Annotated in this window: 20 protein-coding genes; 9 read left to right on the plus strand and 11 right to left on the minus strand. The window is 64.3% G+C overall.

Annotation, left to right across the window (positions count from 1 at the left end):
- Positions 1 to 2 precede the first annotated feature (2 nt).
- The 6 genes from BLR26_RS08400 to BLR26_RS08425 all read right to left on the minus strand — a co-directional run bounded on the left by BLR26_RS08400 (position 3) and on the right by BLR26_RS08425 (position 7999).
- Positions 3 to 1067, minus strand: a complete 1065-nt coding sequence (locus BLR26_RS08400) for an imelysin family protein (RefSeq protein ID WP_045197396.1) — start codon at positions 1065 to 1067, stop codon at positions 3 to 5.
- Positions 1068 to 1082: 15 nt separating this feature from the next.
- Positions 1083 to 2510, minus strand: a complete 1428-nt coding sequence (locus BLR26_RS08405) for a di-heme oxidoreductase family protein (RefSeq protein ID WP_093379867.1) — start codon at positions 2508 to 2510, stop codon at positions 1083 to 1085.
- Positions 2511 to 2730: 220 nt separating this feature from the next.
- On the minus strand, positions 2731 to 4068 hold the full coding sequence (locus tag BLR26_RS08410; protein ID WP_093387302.1) for an imelysin family protein: 1338 nt from the start codon (positions 4066 to 4068) through the stop codon (positions 2731 to 2733).
- A 149-nt stretch (positions 4069 to 4217) separates the two neighbouring features.
- Positions 4218 to 6269 carry a putative bifunctional diguanylate cyclase/phosphodiesterase gene (locus BLR26_RS08415; RefSeq protein WP_093379870.1) on the minus strand — a complete coding sequence of 684 codons (2052 nt, stop codon included), beginning with the start codon at positions 6267 to 6269 and terminating at the stop codon, positions 4218 to 4220.
- Positions 6270 to 6613: 344 nt separating this feature from the next.
- On the minus strand, positions 6614 to 7210 hold the full coding sequence (locus tag BLR26_RS08420; protein WP_045197403.1) for a superoxide dismutase: 597 nt from the start codon (positions 7208 to 7210) through the stop codon (positions 6614 to 6616).
- 189 nt (positions 7211 to 7399) lie between these two features.
- The gene (locus BLR26_RS08425) at positions 7400 to 7999 is read right to left on the minus strand and encodes a LysE/ArgO family amino acid transporter (protein WP_093379874.1); all 600 of its coding nucleotides are present in this window, start codon (positions 7997 to 7999) and stop codon (positions 7400 to 7402) included.
- Positions 8000 to 8121: 122 nt separating this feature from the next.
- Here BLR26_RS08425 and BLR26_RS08430 point away from each other — a divergent pair, with 122 nt between their 5' ends.
- The 3 genes from BLR26_RS08430 (at position 8122) to BLR26_RS08440 (ending at position 10999) form a co-directional block, all read left to right on the plus strand.
- Positions 8122 to 9012 (plus strand): LysR family transcriptional regulator ArgP, encoded by an 891-nt coding sequence (locus tag BLR26_RS08430; RefSeq protein ID WP_045197407.1) that lies wholly within the window; start codon positions 8122 to 8124, stop codon positions 9010 to 9012.
- Between the two features lie 52 nt (positions 9013 to 9064).
- On the plus strand, positions 9065 to 10069 hold the full coding sequence (locus tag BLR26_RS08435) for an NAD-dependent epimerase/dehydratase family protein (RefSeq protein WP_045197409.1): 1005 nt from the start codon (positions 9065 to 9067) through the stop codon (positions 10067 to 10069).
- An 87-nt stretch (positions 10070 to 10156) separates the two neighbouring features.
- Positions 10157 to 10999 carry a hypothetical protein gene (locus BLR26_RS08440; protein WP_045197411.1) on the plus strand — a complete coding sequence of 281 codons (843 nt, stop codon included), beginning with the start codon at positions 10157 to 10159 and terminating at the stop codon, positions 10997 to 10999.
- A gap of 21 nt (positions 11000 to 11020) precedes the next feature.
- Here the strand turns inward: BLR26_RS08440 and BLR26_RS08445 are convergent, their stop codons facing one another.
- Genes BLR26_RS08445 through BLR26_RS08455 form a run of 3 tightly spaced genes read right to left on the minus strand, consistent with a single transcriptional unit; the run spans position 11021 to position 13573 of the window.
- On the minus strand, positions 11021 to 12070 hold the full coding sequence (locus BLR26_RS08445; RefSeq protein ID WP_093379878.1) for an alkene reductase: 1050 nt from the start codon (positions 12068 to 12070) through the stop codon (positions 11021 to 11023).
- A 17-nt stretch (positions 12071 to 12087) separates the two neighbouring features.
- Positions 12088 to 13257, minus strand: coding sequence for an MFS transporter (locus BLR26_RS08450; RefSeq protein ID WP_093379882.1), 1170 nt, complete (start codon positions 13255 to 13257; stop codon positions 12088 to 12090).
- A 13-nt stretch (positions 13258 to 13270) separates the two neighbouring features.
- Complete coding sequence (locus tag BLR26_RS08455; RefSeq protein WP_038998919.1) at positions 13271 to 13573, minus strand: ArsR/SmtB family transcription factor; 303 nt, start codon at positions 13571 to 13573, stop codon at positions 13271 to 13273.
- A gap of 154 nt (positions 13574 to 13727) precedes the next feature.
- On the opposite strand from BLR26_RS08455, the gene BLR26_RS08460 reads away from it, so the two are divergent.
- Positions 13728 to 14300, plus strand: coding sequence for an acyl carrier protein phosphodiesterase (locus BLR26_RS08460; protein ID WP_093379886.1), 573 nt, complete (start codon positions 13728 to 13730; stop codon positions 14298 to 14300).
- On the opposite strand, the gene BLR26_RS08465 is transcribed toward BLR26_RS08460, so the two are convergent.
- Both BLR26_RS08465 and olsB read right to left on the minus strand, forming a co-directional pair.
- Positions 14297 to 15082: a lysophospholipid acyltransferase family protein gene (locus BLR26_RS08465; protein WP_093379890.1), complete on the minus strand. Its 786-nt coding sequence runs from the start codon at positions 15080 to 15082 to the stop codon at positions 14297 to 14299. The two genes, BLR26_RS08460 and BLR26_RS08465, sit on opposite strands and share 4 nt — an antisense overlap.
- A complete protein-coding gene (gene olsB, locus BLR26_RS08470) occupies positions 15082 to 15837 on the minus strand; it encodes an L-ornithine N(alpha)-acyltransferase (protein ID WP_093379894.1) in 756 nt (251 codons plus the stop codon). The genes BLR26_RS08465 and olsB overlap by 1 nt, the downstream gene beginning before the upstream one ends.
- Before the next feature lie 133 nt (positions 15838 to 15970).
- Here olsB and BLR26_RS08475 point away from each other — a divergent pair, with 133 nt between their 5' ends.
- The 5 genes from BLR26_RS08475 (at position 15971) to BLR26_RS08495 (ending at position 20077) form a co-directional block, all read left to right on the plus strand.
- On the plus strand, positions 15971 to 16858 hold the full coding sequence (locus tag BLR26_RS08475) for an acyl-CoA dehydrogenase middle domain-containing protein (RefSeq protein ID WP_093379897.1): 888 nt from the start codon (positions 15971 to 15973) through the stop codon (positions 16856 to 16858).
- Between the two features lie 63 nt (positions 16859 to 16921).
- Positions 16922 to 17998 (plus strand): serine hydrolase domain-containing protein, encoded by a 1077-nt coding sequence (locus BLR26_RS08480; protein WP_093387306.1) that lies wholly within the window; start codon positions 16922 to 16924, stop codon positions 17996 to 17998.
- Positions 17995 to 18291 (plus strand): hypothetical protein, encoded by a 297-nt coding sequence (locus BLR26_RS08485; RefSeq protein WP_045197425.1) that lies wholly within the window; start codon positions 17995 to 17997, stop codon positions 18289 to 18291. The genes BLR26_RS08480 and BLR26_RS08485 overlap by 4 nt, the downstream gene beginning before the upstream one ends.
- A gap of 45 nt (positions 18292 to 18336) precedes the next feature.
- Entirely contained in the window at positions 18337 to 18918 is a 582-nt protein-coding gene (locus BLR26_RS08490) for a YceI family protein (protein ID WP_045197427.1), read from the plus strand.
- A gap of 1 nt (position 18919) precedes the next feature.
- Positions 18920 to 20077: a phospholipase D-like domain-containing protein gene (locus BLR26_RS08495; RefSeq protein ID WP_093379901.1), complete on the plus strand. Its 1158-nt coding sequence runs from the start codon at positions 18920 to 18922 to the stop codon at positions 20075 to 20077.
- Positions 20078 to 20177: the final 100 nt, after the last annotated feature.

A 20177-nucleotide genomic window follows, 5' to 3' on the forward strand; every position in this document is an offset into this window, starting at 1 on the left:
GATCAGTCACCGTCGTTGGCGTTGAAGCCCAGCTGGATGCCCAGCGCCTTGGCCAGCTCGCCTTCGTGCAGGCGGTGAACGGCGTTGAGGCTGTCGTAAATAGTGTTCAGCTGCTGGCGGCCGGCTTCGTCGTCGAGCAACTCGCCGAGGGTTTTCTGGTTGCCGGCCAGCAGCTTGGAGGCGTTGGCGTAGGCGGCGTCGATCTTGTCCGCCAAGGCTTGCTGGTCTTTGCCCAGCAGGCCGCGCAGGCCTTTGTTGTCGACCCCGACCCAGACGGTCTGGGCAGCATTGAGGCTGGCTTCCAGGCTTTTCAGCGAGGAGTGGCTGCGCCAGGCCTCGGCCTGCAGCGGCTGCGGGATACCCTTGCTCAGGCGGCCCATGGGCGCGCCGAGTTTCTTCTTCAGGGTATCCAGGGCGGTAACCTGGGCCCGCAGCAGGTCGGCGATGGCCTCGTGGGAATCGGCGTAGCGCTGGTTGGGGAACTTGGTCATCTGCGCGAGCATGCCGTCGGTGCTGTTCCAGCCTTTGAGGATTTCCTCGGCCAGGGCCTTCTGGTGCTCGCCGATGGCCACCAGCAGCGGGCAGTAGCGGGCTTTCTGTTCGGCGTTGGCGGCATCCGGCTTGCTATCGAAGAGGATGTACTCGTAGGCCGACAGGCCGCGCACGACGACACTGGATTTGCCCAGGGTTTCGGCGTCGAGTGGCTTGTCACCGTTGACCAGTTGCTCGACCTGACGGCCGACCAGGTTCTTCTTGTCGGGCCAGAACTGCACCTGCCAGGCACGGTTGCCTTCGGCCAGCGGGCCGATCAACAGGGGCTGCAACTCGGCCCAGGCTTTTTGCGCATGGAGAAAATCGGCGCGGGCAGTGGCCAGGTCCGCCTTGCCTTCACAGAAGGCCAGGGCGCTGACGGCCAGCTGGCGGTCGGCTTCGACCCAGCGGCTGTAGGTCGGCAGGATTACCTGTTTGGCGATCGCCGCCGAGGTCACCGCTTGCGGGTCTTGCGGCGAGCAGGCGCCGAGGGCGAGGGCGGCAAGGCTGGTGAACAACAGTTTGGGACGGAACATGCCCGGCTCCTTTGCTTAAAGTGAATTCAGGAAAGCCAGCAACGCGGTGCGTTGCCCGGCGTTGAAGCTCAAGACGTACTGTTTGGCCGCTTCGGCTTCGCCACCGTGCCAGAGCACAGCTTCGAGCAGGTTGCGGGCGCGGCCATCGTGAAGAAACTGGGTGTGACCGCTGACGGTCTCGTTCAGGCCGATACCCCACAGCGGCGCGGTGCGCCAGTCCTGGCCGCTGGCGGCGAACTCGCTGCGGTTGTCGGCCAGGCCCGGGCCCATGTCATGCAGCAGCAGGTCGCTGTAGGGGCGGATCAGCTGGTTGGCCAGCTCCGGCTCGGCGGCGTCGCTGGCGGTGGTGAACTGTGGCGTGTGGCAGCCTTGGCAGCCGGCCTGGTGGAACAGGTTCTTGCCGGCCAGCACCTGGGGCGAATCGACGTCCTTGCGCACCGGCACTGCCAGGTTGCGGGTATAGAACAGCACCAGGCGCAGGATGTTGTCGCTGACTTCCTGCTCGCCGTTGGCACCGTTGCCGTTGGCGGCGTTGAGGCAGTCGGTCTGCGCCGGGGTGCAGTCGTCCATTGGCCGCAGGCTGGTGGTCAGGCCCATGTCACCGGAAAACGCATGGACGTTCTGCTGATTGAGGTTCGGCTGCCCGGCCTTCCAGCCGAAGCGGCCGACCACGGTCTTGCCCTGGGCATCGTCCCAGACCCGGTTGGCGCGGCCGCGGATGCCATCGCCGTTGCGGTCGTCAGGGTCGGCATTAGCCAGCAGCGCCGCCTCGGGGATGGCCTCGAGCAGACCCAGGCCGATCATCGGCGGGGCGACCCGGGCCGAGAAGCGCGTATCGGGGTGCATCGGCCCGTAGCCCAGCTGGGTGATCTGCAGGCGCGGCTTGCGCAGCTCGACCTGGGTGCCGTCCTTGAAGGTGACCTGTTGCGTATCGTACTCAACCCGCACCTTGCCTTCGGGGGCGACACCCGGCACCGCCATGTCCTGCAACTGACCGCCATACACCGGCTCCGGGACGATGCCCAGTTGCTCGATAACCTTGGCGTACTGCGGCAGATCGGGGATCGACAGGCGCACCAGCATCGACACCGCGTTGGCGGCGTTGGGCCCGGGCGGGTGGCCGCGGCCGTCCTTGATGTGGCAGTTCTGGCAGGCATTGGTATTGAACAGCGGGCCCAGGCCGTCGCGGGCGGTGGTGGTCGACGGGGCAATCACCCAGGGGCTGCGGAAAAAGCTGTTGCCGACACTGAAGTCCAGGCGCCGGCTCGGCGGCAGGTTGGCCGAAGGCATGGAATAGGCGTTCTGGTCGCGCTTGTTCACCGTCGCCTTGCCACCGGCCAGCGCTTCACCGGGCTCGGCCTGGGTGAATCGCGGGGCGTCGTCGCAACCGGCCAGAACGGCGACCAGAAGCAGGGGGCTGAGACGGGGAAGCAACGAGGACATCAATAATCCTGGGGCTTGGGCAAAAAACCGGCGTGCAAGCTTAGCAGGCTCGGGGTAATTGAATAAGAGGGATTTGCGTTTGCTCGATGAAATCTATCGCGGGGCAAGCCGGCTCCTCCAGTGGACCTGCCTGCACCAATCCTGTGGGAGCGGGCTCGACCCGCGATGATGCGCATAAAGAAGGCGACCCGAAGGTCGCCTCTATCAAGCCGCCGCTGAATCAGAACTCGTGATCAGCGGTGTCCGGTGCCAGGTTGGCGATGCCCAGTTTGCTTGCGGCCTGTTCGATCGCACCGGTCTGCTTGACCAGGGCGGCGATGGCGTCACGCACGATCTGGTTGCCGGCAGCGTTGTCGGCCGCGATCAGCTGGTCGTAGTGCTCGCCTTTGGCGGCATGGTCGACCATCACCTGAATCTTGGCTTCGGTTGCTTGCAGGTCGGCCTTGAGGGTGGTGTCGGTGGCGGCGTCGATCTTGGCCACCAGCGACGACAGGCTCGGGCCGCTCAGCTTGGTGCCGTCGGTGCGGGTGTACTCGCCCAGGTAGACGTTGCGGATGCCCTTGGCGTCATAGAAGTGCGAGTTGTGGGTGTTGTCGCTGAAGCAGTCCTGCTCGTCTTCAGGCGAATTGGCTTCCAGGGAAACCTTCATGCGCTCGCCAGCCAGTTCGCCCAGCGACAGGCTGCCCATGCCGAACAGCATCTTGCGCAGGCCGTCGGCCACTGGCTCGGCTTCGAGGGTGGCACGGTAGTTGGTGGCAACGTTCGGTGCCCAGTTGCCGACCATTTCCTCGAGGTCGTTGACCAGCAGTTGGGTCACGGCTTTGAGGTAGGCACGGCGGCGCTCGTTGTGGCCGCCGGTAGCGCCCTGGCCTTCCAGGTAGTCGGAGGCAGGACGGGCGCCGGCGCCCGGGCCGGTGCCGTTGAGGTCCTGGCCCCAGAGCAGGAATTCGATGGCGTGGTAACCGGTGGCAACGTTGGCTTCGGAGCCGCCCAGCTCGTTCAGGCTGGCGAGCTTCTCCGGGGTGATGTCCTTGACGTCAACCTTGTCTTCGCCGACCTGAACCTGGGTATTGGCGATGATGTTGGCGGTCGCGCCAGGGTTGCCCAGAGCATGCTCGTAGCTCTTGTCGACATAGTCGATCAGGCCTTCGTCCAGCGGCCAGGCATTCACCTGGCCTTCCCAGTCGTCGATGATGGTGTTGCCGAAGCGGAACACTTCGCTCTGCAGGTATGGCACACGGGCAGCGACCCAGGCGGCTTTGGCAGCGTTCAGGGTTTCGTCGCTGGGCTTGGCAAGGAAGGCGTCGATCGCGGTTTGCAGGGTCTTGGCGGTGCTCAGCGAGTCGCTGTAGACGGCGTGGACCATGTCGGCGTAATGCTTGACCACGGCCTTGGCCGCTGCCTCGTCGACGGCGCCAGCGGCAGCAGGGGCGGTAGCCGAGGTGGTGGCCGGGGCTTGCGGTGCGGCGGCTTTGTCCTTGTCCTTGCTGTCGCCGCAACCGGCGAGAGAGATGGCAATGGCCAACAGACTGGCGGTGGCCAGAGGCATACGAATCATGGCGAATTCCTGCGTCGAGAGGTTGGACAGGCGTACCGGGGGCACGCAAAACTGCAACATAATGCGAAAGATTTGCATTTTGTGTAAAGGGGCAGTCACGTAAATATTCAAATGCGTGGGTTGACCGCTTCGAGCAATGCGTACAGGGGTTAGAGAATCGAAACCTGGTTGCGCTGGGCCTGTTTGAGGAACGCAGTCAGCTCCCGGGCCGGCAAGGGTTTGCTGTAGTGGTAGCCCTGACCTTCATGGCAACCCTGGGCGATGATGTAGGCTTCCTGTTCCGCCGTCTCGACCCCTTCGGCAATGACTTGCATGCCCAGGCTCTTGCCCAGCTGGATGATGGCGCGGACGATGGTGGCATCGTCGTCGTCATCGAGCAGGTCCTGGACGAAGCTCTTGTCGATCTTGATCTTGTCCAGCGGCAGCGACTTCAGGTAGCTGAGCGACGAGTAGCCGGTGCCGAAGTCGTCAATGGCAATCAGCGCCCCGGATCGGCGCAGGCTCAGCAGGTGCTGGGCAGCGGTGCTGATGTCTTCCATCAGGCCGGTCTCGGTGACTTCCAGCTCCAGGCTGCGCGGCGGCAGGCGGTAGATCTGCAGCAGGTTGTTGACCACTCGCGGCAACTCGTTGTGGTGCAGTTGCACGGTCGACAGGTTGACCGCCATGCGCAGTTCGCTGAAGCCCTGATCGTGCCAGTCGCGTAGTTGCCGGCAAGCCTGGTCGAGCACCCATTCGCCGATGCTGATGATGTTGCCGTTCTGCTCGGCCAGGGGGATGAACTGGTCCGGCGGGACCATGCCCAGTTCCGGATGCTGCCAGCGCAGCAGCGCCTCGACACCGACCACGCGATGGTCGCGGTAGCTGATCTGTGGCTGGTAGACCAGGAACAGCTGGTTGCGCGGCAGCGCTTCGCGCAGGTCTTTTTCCAGCTCGCGGCGCCGGCGCATCTCGCTGTCGACACTGGCGATGTAGAACTGGTAGCGGTTGCGCGAGCGGGCCTTGGCCAGGGTCATGGTCTGCTCGGCCTTTTGCAGCAGCTTCTCGGTGCTGTCGCCGTCTTCGGGGAACAGGGTGATGCCGATGGTCGCGCGCAGGCGGATTTCCTGATGGTCGAGGGCGAACGGTGCTTCGAGGTCATCGAGAATGCTCTGGGCCAGCTCCGCCGCTTCGTAGGGCTGCTCGATATCGGCCTGGACCAGGGCGAACTGGTCGCCGCCCAGGCGGGCCAGGGCACCGAGGCGGCCACTGTGGGCGCGCAGGCGGTCGGCCAGGGCCAGCAGCAACTGGTCGCCGGCCTGGTAGCTGAACTGCTCGTTGATGCCCTTGAAGTCGTCAAGGCCCACGCACAGTACCGCCACCCGGCGTTGCAGGCGCCCGGCGTCGACGAGGATCTTGTCCAGTTGCTGCTGCAGTTGCTGGCGGTTCGGCAGGCCGGTGAGAAAGTCGTACTGGGCCATGCGCAACAGGCTGTTCTCGGCTTCATGGCGCAGGTGGGTATTGCGCTCGATCGAGGCCAGCAACTGGTTGGCGGTATTGACCCTCAGGCCCAGCTCGTTCTTTTCGTGGCCCTTGATCAGCGGCAACTGGTGCTGGCTGGGACGGTCGGGGTTGATCTGGGTGAGGTGCTCGATGATCTTCGACAGCGGCTTGGTCAGCATCCAGTGATAGACCAGGTACAGCACCAGGCCCATGGCCAGGGCGCGCAGCACGCCGGAAATGAAGATGATCACTGAACTGACCAGGAAGCCCTCGCCGTAGGAGGCGGTGTCGAGGGTGATGCTCAGGTCGCCGTAATATTCGCTATAGGGGCCACGGCCGACCAGCTGGGTGGTGAAGTTGCGCTCCTGGCCGAGAATCAGGTCGGTCAGCCAGCGGCTGGAAACCTCCTGCAGCGGGCGGGATTTTTCCGCCAGCATGGTCTCGTTGGGATGGCCGATGGAGGCCATGCGCACGGACTCGTCCTGGAACAAGCCCTCCATGACCTGCATGCCCATTTCCTTGTCCAGGCTGTACACCGCCTGGGTCGAAGGGTCGCGGAACATGTCGAGGATCCGTTGGGCGTCATTGGCGACGGCCTGGCGGGTCTTGTAGGCATCAAAGACGATCTGCGCACAACTGAGAACTACACCGACGACCAACGCCGAGAGCAGTACTACCCTGAGCAACTTGACCGATAAGCTGTTCTTGAGTTCCAGCTTCAATGGGGTTTCCTTAATCCATGCGCATGGCATCATTTTGCCATCAAACTTGGCAATCCACTATCGGCCGTCAACAGGACTTCTCCAGCTCCTTGACGGTGCATTTTGCACCAGGAGCAGGTTGGCTGCCTGCCGTCACTGTATCGGTTGCCCGGCCTCGCGACTTTAATCCGTGGCAACGAGTTTCCCAACGTTTGATGTTAGCGTGCTCTGCGTGCGCGGCAAGATGCACGGCGCCTGAATAGGATGAAAAATGTTGCAGCGCAGACGCGCATAAAAAAGCCCACCGCTAGGGTGGGCTTTTCGCGCGCTCAATACCTTGTGCAAGGTATTGCTCAGCAGCCGGCTCAGGCAGTGAAGGTTTTGCCTTCGAACTGCTCGGCGACGAACTTCCAGTTGACCAGGTTCCAGAACGCCTCGACGTACTTCGGACGCACGTTACGGTAGTCGATGTAGTAGGCGTGTTCCCAGACGTCGCAGGTCAGCAGCGGGGTGTCGCCGTTGGTCAGCGGGTTGCCGGCGCCGATGGTGCTGGCCAGGGCCAGGGAACCGTCGGATTTTTTCACCAGCCAGCCCCAACCGGAACCGAAGGTGCCGACCGAAGTCTTGGTGAACTCTTCCTTGAACTTGTCGAACGAACCGAACGCGGCGTTGATGGCTTCAGCCAGGGCGCCGGTTGGTTGGCCGCCGGCGTTTGGCGCCAGGCAGTTCCAGTAGAAGGTGTGGTTCCAGACCTGAGCGGCGTTGTTGAAGATACCGCCCGAGGAAGTCTTGACGATCTCTTCCAGGGTCTTGCCTTCGAACTCGGTGCCTGGCACCAGGTTGTTCAGGTTCACGACATAGGTGTTGTGGTGCTTGTCGTGGTGGTATTCCAGGGTTTCCTTGGAAATGTGCGGCTGCAGGGCGTCGTGGGCGTAAGGCAGCGGCGGCAATTCAAAAGCCATGGTGATTCTCCTAATCAGGTCTGTTGCGGTGAGCGCAAGGCCGATCACGGGCGGCCGGTGTGCGTCGGCGAGTTTGTACTCTTTGCGACGCAAGGGCTGGATCATAGCACCGGGCCCGGTGCATAACCACGCAACAAGTGTACGGGAAAGAGGTTCCAGAGCCTTTGCCGGTGTCGGACGAGCGGCGCCTCAGGTAAAGATCAGCTGCGCCGCCACGGCAAACATCATCACCGCCACCATCAGGTCGAGCAGCCGCCAGGTGCCTGGGCGCGCCAGCCACGGGGCCAGCCAGGCGGCGCCCAGGGCGAGGGTGAAAAACCACAGCAGCGAGGCGCTGGCGGCGCCGGCCACGTAAGCGCCGGGCACGGTCTGCTGGGCGCCCAGCGAGCCGATCAGCAATACCGTGTCGAGGTATACGTGGGGGTTGAGCAGGGTCACCGCCAGGGCGCTGAGCAGCACCGCCCGACGCGAACGCAAGCCCTGGCCTTCGCCCTGTTGCAGGCTTTGTTGCGAGCAGGCGCGCAGCAGCGCCTTGCCGCCGTACCAGATCAGAAACACCGCGCCACCCCAGCGCGCCACCGCCAGCAGGGTCGGGTTTTGCGCCAGCACCGTGGCCAGGCCGAACACGCCCGCCGCCACCAGGATGGCATCGCAGACCACGCACAGCGCCGCCACCGGCAGGTGATGTTCGCGGCGCAGGCTCTGTGCCAGGACAAAGGCGTTTTGCGTGCCGATCGCCATGATCAGGCCGAAGGCGACCAACAGGCCGTTCAGGTAGCTTTGCCACATAAGAGGAACTCCACAAGACACCCGCAGGGCGCGGGCGCAAATACAAAGAAGATGCTGGCCATTGTGGGGATTTCCTCTGTATAAGAAAAACAAATAAAGCTGATCTGGCATTAGGAAAAATAATGTTCGATTACAAACTGTTGTCTGCCCTCGCCGCCGTGATTGAACAGGCCGGTTTCGAGCGCGCCGCCCAGGTGCTGGGCTTGTCGCAGTCGGCGATTTCCCAGCGCATCAAGTTGCTCGAGGCGCGCGTTGGCCAGCCGGTGCTGGTGCGCGCCAATCCGCCGAGCCCCACCGATGTCGGCCGGCGCCTGCTCAACCATGTGCAACAGGTGCGCCTGCTTGAGCGCGATCTGCAGAGCCAGGTGCCAGCGCTGGATGCAGAGGGCATGCCCGAGCGCCTGCGCATCGCCCTCAATGCCGACAGCCTGGCGACCTGGTGGGCAGGCGCTGTGGGCGAATTCTGTGCCGATCAGCAGGTGTTGCTCGACCTGGTGGTCGAAGACCAGGAAGTCGGCCTCAAACGCATGCGTGCCGGCGAAGTGGCAGCCTGCCTGTGCGGCAGCGAGCGGCCGGTGGCCGGCGCACGCAGCCTGTTGCTCGGCGCCATGCGCTACCGGGCGCTGGCCAGCCCGGCGTTCATGGCCCGCTACTTTCCAGCCGGTTTCGCTGCCGCGCGGCTGTCGCGCACGCCGGCGCTGGTGTTCGGGCCGGATGACTTTCTTCAGCACCGTTACCTGGCCTCGTTAGGTATTCAGGACGGTTTCCTCCATCACCTGTGCCCGTCATCCGAAGGCTTCTTGCGCATGACCGAAGCGGGCCTGGGCTGGGGCCTGGTGCCGGAACTGCAGGTGCGCGATCAGCTGGCCAGCGGGCGCCTGGTAGAAATATCCGCGGATAAACCCATCGACGTGCCCTTGTACTGGCATCATTGGCGCAATGGTGGGCAGTTGCTCGGCCAACTGACGGATCACCTGCGCCTGACGGCCGGGCAGTGGCTGGTGCCCTTGTAGGCATTGGCGGCGTCAGCAGTATCTGAAAAACCTGTTTTAGGCGGAGTGCTACATGCAAATTCTGGTCACCGGCGCGAGCGGCTTCATAGGCGGGCGCTTTGCGCGCTTTGCCCTGGAGCAGGGCTTTGACGTTCGGGTCAACGGCCGCCGCGCCGAAGGCGTCGAGCACCTGGTGCGACGCGGCGCGCAGTTCATCCCGGGTGACCTTGGCGATCCGGACCTGGCCCGACGCCTGTGCCAGGGCGTCGAGGCGGTGGTGCATTGCGCCGGTGCGGTGGGCAACTGGGGGCGTTACCAGGACTTTTACCAAGGCAACGTGGTGGTCACTGAAAACGTTGTCGAGGCTTGCCTGAAGGAGCATGTACGGCGCTTGGTGCACCTGTCTTCGCCGTCGATCTATTTCAATGGCCGCTCGCAGCTGGGCATTACTGAAGACCAGGTGCCACGGCGCTTTCATGACCATTACGGGGCCACCAAGCACCTGGCCGAACAGAAGGTCTTCGGCGCCCAGGAGTTTGGCCTCGAAGTGCTGGCCCTGCGTCCGCGCTTTGTCACCGGCGCGGGTGATGTGAGCATCTTCCCGCGCTTGCTGCAGATGCAACGCAAGCGGCGCCTGGCGATCATCGGCAATGGCCTGAACAAGGTCGACTTCACCAGCGTGCAGAACCTCAACGAAGCGCTGATCAGTGCCTTGCTCGCCGATAACGCGGCGCTTGGCCAGGCCTACAACATCAGCAACGGTCATCCCTTGCCGCTGTGGGATGTGGTCAATTATGTGATGCGGCAAATGCACCTGCCGCAAGTCACCCGCTACCGTTCCTACGGCCTGGCCTACAGCCTTGCAGCCTTGAACGAAGGCGCCTGCCTGCTCTGGCCGGGCCGCCCGCAGCCGACCCTGTCACGCTTGGGGATGCAGGTGATGAGCAAGGACTTCACCCTCGACATCAGCCGCGCCCGGCAGTTTCTTGATTACCGCCCCAGCGTCAGCCTGTGGTCGGCACTGGATGAGTTCTGCGGCTGGTGGAAAGCCCAGGACCTTGCGTCCGGCCAGCACTGAACCCGATCACGGCTTTGCGGTCGATCAGTGCGCAGATCAGGCTTTATACTAATGACCATTTGCTATCACCGTGGTTGAAGGGATCCCATGCGTAACAATGCCCCAGATGATTTCGATAACGTACCGACCTTGAGTGCCGGTAGCCGTGACGACGATGATGTTGTCCCGGTTGCCGGCGTGCGTCGTGGCGGTGCGGCGGCCGCGCATGCCCAGCCCAAGGTGGCCAGCAGCGGCCCGTTGTGGGCGTTGCTCGGCGCCTCGTTCATTGCCCTGGCGGGCCTTGGTTGGTGGAGCTTTCAGCAGATTTCGCTGATGGAGCAGCAACTGGTTGCCACCCAGGAGAGCTTTGCCCGCATCAGTGAAGAAGCGGCGGGGCGCCTGCAGGCGATCAGCGGCAAGGTGGCGGCCAGCGAGAGCAGTGTCAGCACCGACAGCGAAGCCCTGAAGCTGCAGATCAGGCAGTTGCAGGCGAGCCTGACCGAGCAGGGCAAGCAACAGCAGGGTGTAGCCGGGCAGACCGGTGACCTGGGTAAACGCCTGGAGCAAGTGCTGGCGCAGGCCAGCGAACAGCAAGCGGCCAATGCCAAATTGCAGGAGCAGTTGCAGGCCCAGCTCAAGCGTGTGAACGAGGAGCTGGCCGCATTGAAGACGGCCCAGGTGGATGGCGGCAAGCTTGAAGGTGAGCTCAAGAGCCTGAACGCTGATGTGGCAGCCTTGAAGAAGCAGGGCAACCCTTCAGCGGCGATTCAGCGCCTGGAGCAGGACCTGATCGTGCTCAAGAGCGAGCAGGAGAACCGCCCGGCGCCGGCGGCCAGCAGCGGTGCCTCGACGGCGGAGTTTGATGCGTTTCGTGGCCAGGTGACGCGCAATATCAATACCCTGCAAAGCCAGGTGCAGAACCTGCAACAGCAGATCAACGCCCGGCCTTGAGGGCCTCATCGCGTTCAGCACCTACAGCCGCGGATAATCGATGTAACCCACTGGCCCCTTGCCATAGAAGGTCTCCGGATGCGCTTCGTTCAGTGGCGCATCCGCCGCCAGCCGCGCCGGCAGGTCCGGGTTGGCAATGAACGGAATGCCGAAGGCCACCGCATCGGCTTTACCGCTGGCCAGCGCTGTGTTGGCGCTGGCCTTGGTGAAGCGCTCGTTGACGATATACGGGCCGCCAAAGGCTTCTTTGATCAGTGCGCCGATGCTGTCGTCGGCTTCCTTCTCCCGCGAGCAGATGAAGGCGATGCCGCGCTTGCCCAGTTCGCGCGCCACATAAGTGAAAGTCTCGGCGCGGTTGGCGTCGCCCATGTCATGGGAGTCGGCGCGCGGTGCCAGGTGTACACCCACCCGTTGCGCGCCCCAGACTTCGCTCACCGCGTCAGTCACTTCCAGCAACAGCCGAGCACGGTTCTCCAGCGAACCGCCGTACTGGTCATCGCGCTGGTTGGTGCTGCTCTGCAGGAACTGGTCGATCAGGTAGCCGTTGGCCGCGTGCACTTCAACGCCATCGAAACCGGCCGCCTTGGCATTCTCGGCGCCGGTACGGTAAGCCTCGACAATGTCGGCGATTTCTGCGGTTTCCAGTGCCCGCGGGGTCGGGTAATCGGCCAGTGGGCGCACCAGGCTGACATGGCCTTTGGGCTGGATGGCGCTCGGCGCGACCGGGGTTTCACCATTGAGGTAGCTGGGGTGGGAGATCCGCCCTACGTGCCACAGCTGCAGGAAAATCCGCCCGCCGGCGCCATGCACGGCCTTGGTCACGTTGGTCCAGCCGCGCACCTGGTCGTTGGACCAGATGCCCGGGGTGTCCGGGTAGCCGACGCCCATGGGCGTCACCGAGGTCGCTTCGCTGAGAATCAGCCCGGCGCTGGCGCGCTGCACGTAGTACTCGGCCATCAGTGCGTTGGGCACCCGGCCTTCATCGGCGCGGCAGCGGGTCAGTGGGGCCATGATGATGCGGTTCGGCAGCACGAGGTCGCCGAGGGTGATCGGATCAAAAAGCGTCGTCATAAATACCTCAAGGCTTATCAGTGAGTGGCAGGTGCCAGTTCGGCTTTTTTGCCGCTCTGGCTGAAGGTGATCAGGGTGACGATCAGCGCCAGTACCGCCAGCGCTGCGGCGGCCAGGGGCACGCGGGTCAGGCCCAGGCCCTGGGCGATGACGGTGCCGCCGACCCAGGCGCCAAGGGCGTTGCCCAGGTTGAAGGCGCCGATGTTCAGGGTCGAGACCAGGTTCGGCGCGGCCTTGCCGAAGGTCACCACGTTGACTTGCAGGGCAGGCACGGCGGCAAAGGCGGCGGTGGCCCAGAGGAACAGGGTGATTTCGGCCGGAATCAGCGCGACGCTGGTCCAGCTCAGCACGGTGGAGACCACCGCCATGCTGGCGAACACGCCGACCAGGGTGGCGCCCAGGCGCTTGTCGGCCAGCTTGCCGCCGACGATATTGCCCAGGGTCAGGCCGACGCCGATCAGCAGCAGGGTCCAGGTCACGCCCCGTGGCGAAACGCCGGTGACGTCGCCAAGCAGCGGCGCGACATAGGTGAACAAGGCGAACATCGAGGCTGAGAACAGTACGGTCATCGACAGCGACAGCCAGATGCCGGCGCCTTTGAGCGCAGCCAGTTCGGCGCGCATGTCGAGTTTTTCTTCGTCATGGCGAAACGGCAGGAAGCGGATCAGGCCGATCAAGGCAATCACGCCGATCACGGTTACCGCCCAGAAAGTCGAGCGCCAGCCGTATTCCTGGCCCAGCGCGGTGCCCAGCGGCACACCCAGCACGTTGGCCAGGGTCAGGCCGGTGAACATCAAGGCCACGGCCGAGGCGCGGCGGTTGGCCGGCACCAGGCTGGCCGCGACCACCGAGCCGATTCCGAAGAAGGCACCGTGGCACAGGGCGGTCACCACCCGGGCGAACATCAGCAGGTTGTAGTCGCTGGCCACCGCACACAGCAGGTTGCCGACGATGAACACGCCCATCAGCGCAATCAGCGCCGCTTTACGCGGCAGGCGCGAGGTGGCCAGAGCCATGAACGGCGCACCGATGGCCACGCCCAGGGCGTAACCGGTGACCAGCCAGCCGGCCCCGGGAATCGACACACCCAGGTCTGCCGCCACGTCGGGCAGCAGACCCATGATGACGAACTCGGTGGTACCGATGGCGAAGGCGCTGAGCGCCAGGATTATCAGCGAAAGGGGCATTGCAAGGTCCTTGTCAGAGCTCTTGGCTCATCTGCTGGAGGAAGGCCTGGATGGTTTCCTCGTTGCGTTTGAAAAAATGCCACTGGCCAATCTTCTGGCTGCTGATCAGGCCCGCGCGCTGCAGGGTCGCCAGGTGGGCAGAAACGGTCGACTGCGACAGGCCGCAGCGTTGATCGATCTGCCCGGCACACACACCGTGTTCGGTGCTGTGGTGCTGGTCGGGGAACTGCGCGTCGGGGTCCTTCAGCCAGTTGAGGATTTCTCGCCGTACTGGGTGGGCCAGGGCTTTTATTATTTCGTCGAGATCGAGAGGCATGGTTGGGCTCGTGGTTGTGTAGCGGTATATCGCGATGTGGCGAAATATAAATCGGTATTTCGCGATATACAAATATGATGTGGTTCTGAGTTCAGCGTAAATCGCTATATCGGGTTATAACGATATAGATGCCGGGGTGCTAGAATCCCAGTCCATGAACTACCTCGCACACCTTCACCTCGGCGGTCAGCAGCCCGAGCAATTGCTCGGCAGCCTCTATGGCGATTTCGTCAAAGGGCCGTTGCAGGGGCGCTTTGCCCCGTCGCTGGAAGCGGCGATTCGTTTGCACCGGCAGATCGACGTCTACACCGACAGCCATCCACTGGTGCTGGCGGCGCTGGCGCGTTTTCCGCGGCAGCGGCGGCGTTATGCCGGGATCATCCTCGATGTGTTTTTCGACCACTGCCTGGCCTTGCACTGGCAGGACTACGCTGAGCAGCCATTGGGCCAGTTCACCGACCGCGTGTACCAGGTCCTCGCCGCCGAGCCGGCCTTGCCCGGGCGCCTGGCGCAAATCGCGCCGTACATGGCCGCCGATGACTGGCTGGGGTCTTACCGCGAATTCGCGGTGCTCGAACAAGTGTTTCGCGGCATTGCCCGGCGCCTGTCACGGCCCGAAGGCATGGACGGTGCGATAGAGGAGGTGACGGCGCTGTACCAGCCATTGCTGAATGACTTTCGCAATTTCTACCCAGAGCTTCAGCGCTTTGCCAGGGCCAATACCTAGGCGGCCCTGGCCCGGCGTTGTGGCTGGGCAACCGGTTCGCTGCCGAACAGTGCCTGCTGGATTACCTGCTGCGCCTTGAACGCCAGGGCGGCGCGTTCTTCGCCGGCGCTGGCAATTGGCGCGAGCAGATGGATCTCGACCTCGGCGCAATCATTGGCAAACAGCCGGAACAGGTGCGAGAGCAAATCGTCATTACCGATAAACGGTGCGATCGCATCGCTCTGGCCGTTGCGCAGGTAGCGCAGGGCGACCGGCTGCAACGGGGTTTGTGTATCGATGGCACTGGCCAGCAGGCGCCCATGAAAGGTGCGCAGGCTGCGCCCGTCGGTGGTGGTGCCTTCGGGGAAAATCAACAATGCACTGCCTTGTTGCAGGTGCTGGCTGATCTGCTGGCGCAGCAGCTGGCTGTCGTTACCACCGCGGCGGATAAATAGAGTGCCGGCCTTGAGCGCCAGCCAGCCGGCAATCGGCCAGGTGCGCACTTCGGCCTTGGACAGGAACGACAGCGGCGCAAGCATGCCCAGCAACGGGATGTCGGTCCAGGACACATGGTTGCTGACCCACAGCATCGGTTGCTGCGGCACCTGGCCCACCACCCGCACCTTGAACGGCAGGGCGTTGCTCAGCCTGCCCATGAACAGCTGCGACCAGCGCTGCCGACGCTCGGTCGAGGCCGGTACGCGCAGGCGCTCGTAGAGGGTGAACAGCGCGGCCATGGCCAGGCCGAACAGCACCACCAGCAGCACCCGGACCACGCGCCCATAGACGCGCAGGCGCTGCATCAGACCGCCGCCTTGAAGTGCCGGGCATAGCGCGGGCACAGCTCGTCGCGCTTGAGCAGGATGAACACGTCGGCGACCTGGAAGTCTTCGTCCCAGCACGGCTCGCCGCAGATCTTCGCCCCCAGGCGCATATACGCCTTGAGCAGCGGCGGCATCTCGGCGATGACGTTACCCGGCAGGGCCAGGCTTGGCAGCGGGTTTTTCGGTTCGGCGCGCAGGTGCTCGGTGCACAGGTAACGTTCGCGCAGGCGTTGCATGATCGCATGGGCCTGCACGCCGCCATCCTGCATGGGGATGCTGGCGCAACCCATGAGGTAGCTGTAGCGGCCCTCGTTGAGCACTTCGGCGAGTTCCGCCCAGAGCACGGCGATGGTGCCGCCGTTGCGGTAGGCCGGGTCGACGCAGGTGCGCCCCAGTTCGAGGATTGGCCCTTGCAGGTGGCCGAGGCCGTGCAGGCTGAATTCCTCTTCGCTGTAGAAGCGCCCCAGGCTGCTGGCAGCCTGATGGTCGAGCAGGCGGGTGGTGGCGACCAGGCGCCCGCTGGTCAAGTCGCGCACGCCGATGTGGCGGCAATGAATGTCGTAGTCATCCATGTCCAGGCCCAGTTCGGCGCCTTTGAGCTTGGCCTTGAATTCACCGCTGAATACGCTGAACCTCAGGGCCTGGGCTTCCTGCAGGGCTGCCGGGCCGACCAGGCGTTCGGCTTGCAGACGGCGTTCAGTGCTGTTGTCGCCAGAGCGAGCGATCCGAGTCATTGCGTGTCTCCATAAGCCAGCCATGGGGTTGCGGCCGGTCGACTTTGTTGTGCAAAGTCAGCCTAGGTAGATGCGGTGTCACCCCCGTGAACAATTGGTGATGCTTGTATGACAGCCCCCAAGGAGCGCTTCGATGGCCTGGCTGCAACGACTCAACGACCGACAGCGACACCCCCAGGCGGCCACGCTGGCCGATACCTATTCCACCTTGCTGGCACGCCTGGGCACGGTCAGCCCGTTCGAGCTGGCGGTGCTCGGCGCACGCGCCATGGCCACCCCGGGCCTGGCGTTTCTGCTCGGCTACCAGGCGGCCCTGCGGGTACTGTGGCCGAGCGCGCCGCCGAGCCTCGGCGCCCTGTGCGCCAGCGAGCGGCGCAGCGTGCGTCCGGCCGACATGCAGGTGCGCCTGGATGACCTGCGCCTGAGCGGCAGCAAGGACTTCGTCACCGCCGGGCTGGATGCCGAATGGCTGCTGGTGGCGGCGCGCTGCGAGCCACAAGGGCAGGCGCCTGAGCTGAGCCTGGCGGTGGTTTATGCCGGCGAGCCCGGGGTGCGCCTCGAACCGCTGCCGGCCTTGCCATTGATGCCGGAGGTCGGCCATGCCCGCCTGCACCTGCAAGGGGCGTTGTGCGAACGGCTGGCGGGCGATGGTTGGGATGCCTACGTCAAACCCTTCCGCTCCTTGGAAGACCTCTACGTGCTCAGTGCCCTGTGCGCCTGGCTGTATGGCGTCGGCCAGGAATCGGGCTGGGCGCAAAACCTGCAACTGCGCCTGATCGGCTTGCTCGGCGCCTGTGCCGAAAGCACCCGCCAATGCGCGGAGGCTTCAGCCAGCCATTTATTGCTGGGCGGCCTGTTCGCGCAGTTCAACGCCATGAAGGAGGAGATCAACCAGGCGCTGCTGGCCAGCCCTGGTGAATGGGCAAGCCTGTGGCAGCGCGACCAGGGCCTGCTGGAAATCGCCAGCGCCGCCCGGGCCAAGCGTTTGGCCAAGGCCTGGGCTGCCGCCGGACTGTCATGAAACGCTGGCAGGCTGGGCAAACCCTGGCCTTGAGTAAGCGGCATGAGCAACGTGGCGTGGTGGATGCTGGCGCTGTTGGCCTTGAGCAAGGCCGTGCCAGCGCAGGAGTTGTGGCCTGTACCTGACTGGACCGTTGCGCCCGTGGCCAACCGTAGCGCCTGGCAGGCGGTGGAGCGTTATGCCTTCGCCCCTCGCGATGATCAGCAGCGCCAGGGCGTACGCACCGACGCGCTGCTGGTGATCGCCGACGGGCGCATTGTCTATGAACGCTATGCCGCGCCCAGCAGCGCTGCAACCGCGCACCTGACCTGGTCGATCAGCAAGAGCGTGCTGGCGACCCTGCTCGGCGTCGCCCACGGCGAAGGCCGCTTTGACCTGCACGATCCGCTGGCGCGTTTCTACCCGCCGATGCGCGCCCATCCCCAGGTGCGCATCGAAGACCTGCTGCACTGGGCCAGCGGCCTGGACTGGCAGGAAGACTACGAGTACGCGCCGCTCAAGTCCTCGGTGGTGGCAATGCTCTACACCCGCGGGCGCGGCGACATGGCCGGCTACACCGCAGCCAGACCCGAAGCGGCCAGCGCCGGGCAGCGTTTTCTTTACTCCAGTGGCGACAGCAATGTGCTGGCGGCGGCCTTGCGCGGCATGCTCGGCGAAGCTGACTATGCGAATTATCCCTGGCACGCCTTGTTCGAGCCCCTGGGCATCAGCAGTGCGGTCTGGGAGCGTGACGCTAAAAACACCCTTGTGGGTTCCTCCTACCTGTACATGAGCGCCCGCGACCTGGCCCGTATCGGCCTGTTGATGCTGCGCGAAGGCCGCTGGCAGTCGCGCCAGCTACTGTCCAGCGACTGGGTGGCGTTCAATCGCCAGCCATTCCTGCCGGTCACCGCCCAGCCGGGTGAAGCCAACCCGGGTGGGCACTGGTGGCTCAACCAGCCGCTGCCCGGCAGTCCGCGACCCTGGCCGGATGCGCCGGCCGATACCTACGCAGCCCTCGGGCACTGGGGGCAGGCGCTGTATGTGCTGCCGGCGCAGAAGCTGGTGATCGTGCGCTACGCCGATGATCGCGATGCCAGTTACGCCCACAACGAACTGCTCAAGCGGGTACTGCCTGCGGTCGATGAGGTGCGGCCATGAAGCGCGTGTTGCTGGTGCTGGTGCTGCTGGCTGGCGCCTGGGCCTGGTATGAGCGCCAGGCACTGATGGATTTCCCAGGCATTCTCAGTGCCTACTCGGCCAAGGAGTACTGCTCGTGCCGTTATGTCATGGGTTTCGATCCGCAGTACTGTCGCAGCTACGTGCAGCAGTACCTGCCGCTCAGCCGCCTGGACGAAGACGCGCAGCAGCGGCTGATCAGCGCTGCCGGCCTGGGGGTGGAGAATCATGCGCAGTGGCTGGGGCCGCGCGAGGGCTGTCGCTTGCTGCCGTGAAGGCAGCCGGGTAAGGTTGACGACCATTGTGTTACAGGATTTCACATGTTCAGTCTGCCGCGTCTTCTGCTTGCCCTGCTGGTCGTCTTGAGTCTCCCTGCCCAGGCCAACTGGCACCTGGACGGCGAATCGTCGCGCCTGTCGTTCGTCTCCAGCAAGAATGGCGACACCGCCGAGGTGCATCGCTTCCTCGTCCTGCATGGCAAGGTCGATCGCAAGGGCGCCGCCGAGCTGCTGATCGAGATGGACTCCAACAGCAGCAGCGTACCGCTGCGTGACGAGCGCATGCGCAAGGAGCTGTTCGAGTTCAGCAAATTCCCCGAGGCCAAGGTCAACGCACAGATCGACCTGCGTCCGATCAACGACCTGGCCAATGGCGCCCAGGTCGAACTGCGCCTGCCGGTGACGGTCAGCCTGCATGGCAAGCAGCACAGCTACAGCGCCCTGTTGCTGGCGACCCGCCTGGATGAGCGGCGCTTTCAGGTGGTCACCCTGGAGCCGTTGATGCTGCGCGCCGATGATTTCGATCTGCTCCCAGGCCTTGCCACCCTGCGCAAGCTGGCCGGGCTCAAGTCCATCAGCCCGTCGGTGCCGGTGGCTGCGGTGCTGATTTTTACGGCGCGCTGAGATGGCCGGACCGGTCTTTCCCTGGCGCGATGGCAATCAGTTCGAGCTATTGATCGACGGTCCCGAGTTTTTCCCGCGCATGCTTACCGCGATCGTGCGCGCCGAGCACCAGGTGGACCTAGAGCTGTACCTGGTGGAGGCGGGCGCCTGCGCCGAAACCATGGTCCAGGCCCTGGTGCAGGCCGCCGAGCGCGGTGTGCAAGTGCGTTGCCTGTTCGATGACTACGGCTCGCTGGCTTTTACCCTGAGCCTGCGCCAGCGCTTGCTGGCCGCTGGTGTCGAGCTGCGCTGGTACAACCGCCTGCGCTGGCGCCGGGGCTTGCGCAACCTGTATCGCGATCACCGCAAGCTGCTGCTGGTCGACCAGCATTGGGCGGTGGTGGGTGGCACCGGCGTTACCGACCAGTTCTGGACGCCCACTGAAGACGTCAGCGAGTGGCACGAAGTGATGGTGCAGATGCAAGGCCCGCTGGTGGCCGACTGGCAGATGCTCTTCGACCGTCAGTGGCGGGCCAACCTGCGCCGCACCGCCTGGCGGCCGCCAACCCACTTCGGCCTGCCGCGTTTGCCGCCGATCCCGCTCAGTGGCGCCGGCCTGGGCCGCGTGGCCTATGCCGACGCCCGCCAGCACCGGGACATTCTGCAGTCGCTGGTGCGTGCGCTGAACAGCGGCCAGCGGCGCATCTGGCTGGCCACGCCGTACTTCTTGCCGACCTGGAAAGTGCGCCGTTCCCTGCGCCGTGCTGCTTCCCGCGGCGTCGATGTGCGTTTGCTGCTGACCGGGCCGCGTACCGATCACCCGTCGGTGCGCTATGCCGGCCATCGCTATTACCCGCGGCTGTTGCGCGCCGGGGTGAAGATCTTCGAGTACCAGCCGTGCTTCCTGCACCTGAAGATGGTGCTGGTGGATGACTGGGTGAGCATCGGCTCGTGCAACTTCGACCACTGGAACCTGCGCTTCAACCTCGAAGCCAACGTCGAAGCCATCGACCCACCCCTGACCGCCGACGTGGCGGCGAGCTTTGAGCGCGACTTTGCCCAGAGCCTGGCCGTGGACCTTGCCCACTGGCATGCGCGACCGTTGTGGAAGCGGGTGCAGCAACGCTTGTGGGGCTGGCTCGACCGGCTGGTGGTCAACCTGCTCGATCGGCGCGATTGAGCCTGAGGCCGGTTGGCGGTCTATGGTGTCCTTGTTCGCCAGCGATGAGGCCCGTACAGGCAATAAAAAAGCGGCAGGGGAATAATCCACCTGCCGCTTT

Origin of the sequence: Pseudomonas sp. UC 17F4, assembly GCF_900101695.1 — a bacterium.
In the GTDB taxonomy this organism is placed as follows: domain Bacteria; phylum Pseudomonadota; class Gammaproteobacteria; order Pseudomonadales; family Pseudomonadaceae; genus Aquipseudomonas.

Bases quoted from the DNA above. Each gene is read 5' to 3' on its own strand.
- BLR26_RS08495 (WP_093379901.1), top strand. From the start codon at position 18,920: ATGGCCGGACCGGTCTTTCCCTGGCGCGATGGCAATCAGTTCGAGCTA.
- BLR26_RS08405 (WP_093379867.1), bottom strand. From the start codon at position 2,510: ATGTCCTCGTTGCTTCCCCGTCTCAGCCCCCTGCTTCTGGTCGCCGTT.
- BLR26_RS08450 (WP_093379882.1), bottom strand. From the start codon at position 13,257: ATGCCCCTTTCGCTGATAATCCTGGCGCTCAGCGCCTTCGCCATCGGT.
- BLR26_RS08425 (WP_093379874.1), bottom strand. From the start codon at position 7,999: ATGTGGCAAAGCTACCTGAACGGCCTGTTGGTCGCCTTCGGCCTGATC.
- BLR26_RS08440 (WP_045197411.1), top strand. From the start codon at position 10,157: ATGCGTAACAATGCCCCAGATGATTTCGATAACGTACCGACCTTGAGT.
- BLR26_RS08410 (WP_093387302.1), bottom strand. From the start codon at position 4,068: ATGATTCGTATGCCTCTGGCCACCGCCAGTCTGTTGGCCATTGCCATC.
- BLR26_RS08435 (WP_045197409.1), top strand. From the start codon at position 9,065: ATGCAAATTCTGGTCACCGGCGCGAGCGGCTTCATAGGCGGGCGCTTT.
- BLR26_RS08460 (WP_093379886.1), top strand. From the start codon at position 13,728: ATGAACTACCTCGCACACCTTCACCTCGGCGGTCAGCAGCCCGAGCAA.
- BLR26_RS08485 (WP_045197425.1), top strand. From the start codon at position 17,995: ATGAAGCGCGTGTTGCTGGTGCTGGTGCTGCTGGCTGGCGCCTGGGCC.
- BLR26_RS08400 (WP_045197396.1), bottom strand. From the start codon at position 1,067: ATGTTCCGTCCCAAACTGTTGTTCACCAGCCTTGCCGCCCTCGCCCTC.
- BLR26_RS08465 (WP_093379890.1), bottom strand. From the start codon at position 15,082: ATGCAGCGCCTGCGCGTCTATGGGCGCGTGGTCCGGGTGCTGCTGGTG.
- BLR26_RS08455 (WP_038998919.1), bottom strand. From the start codon at position 13,573: ATGCCTCTCGATCTCGACGAAATAATAAAAGCCCTGGCCCACCCAGTA.
- BLR26_RS08475 (WP_093379897.1), top strand. From the start codon at position 15,971: ATGGCCTGGCTGCAACGACTCAACGACCGACAGCGACACCCCCAGGCG.
- BLR26_RS08430 (WP_045197407.1), top strand. From the start codon at position 8,122: ATGTTCGATTACAAACTGTTGTCTGCCCTCGCCGCCGTGATTGAACAG.
- olsB (WP_093379894.1), bottom strand. From the start codon at position 15,837: ATGACTCGGATCGCTCGCTCTGGCGACAACAGCACTGAACGCCGTCTG.
- BLR26_RS08480 (WP_093387306.1), top strand. From the start codon at position 16,922: ATGCTGGCGCTGTTGGCCTTGAGCAAGGCCGTGCCAGCGCAGGAGTTG.
- BLR26_RS08445 (WP_093379878.1), bottom strand. From the start codon at position 12,070: ATGACGACGCTTTTTGATCCGATCACCCTCGGCGACCTCGTGCTGCCG.
- BLR26_RS08420 (WP_045197403.1), bottom strand. From the start codon at position 7,210: ATGGCTTTTGAATTGCCGCCGCTGCCTTACGCCCACGACGCCCTGCAG.
- BLR26_RS08490 (WP_045197427.1), top strand. From the start codon at position 18,337: ATGTTCAGTCTGCCGCGTCTTCTGCTTGCCCTGCTGGTCGTCTTGAGT.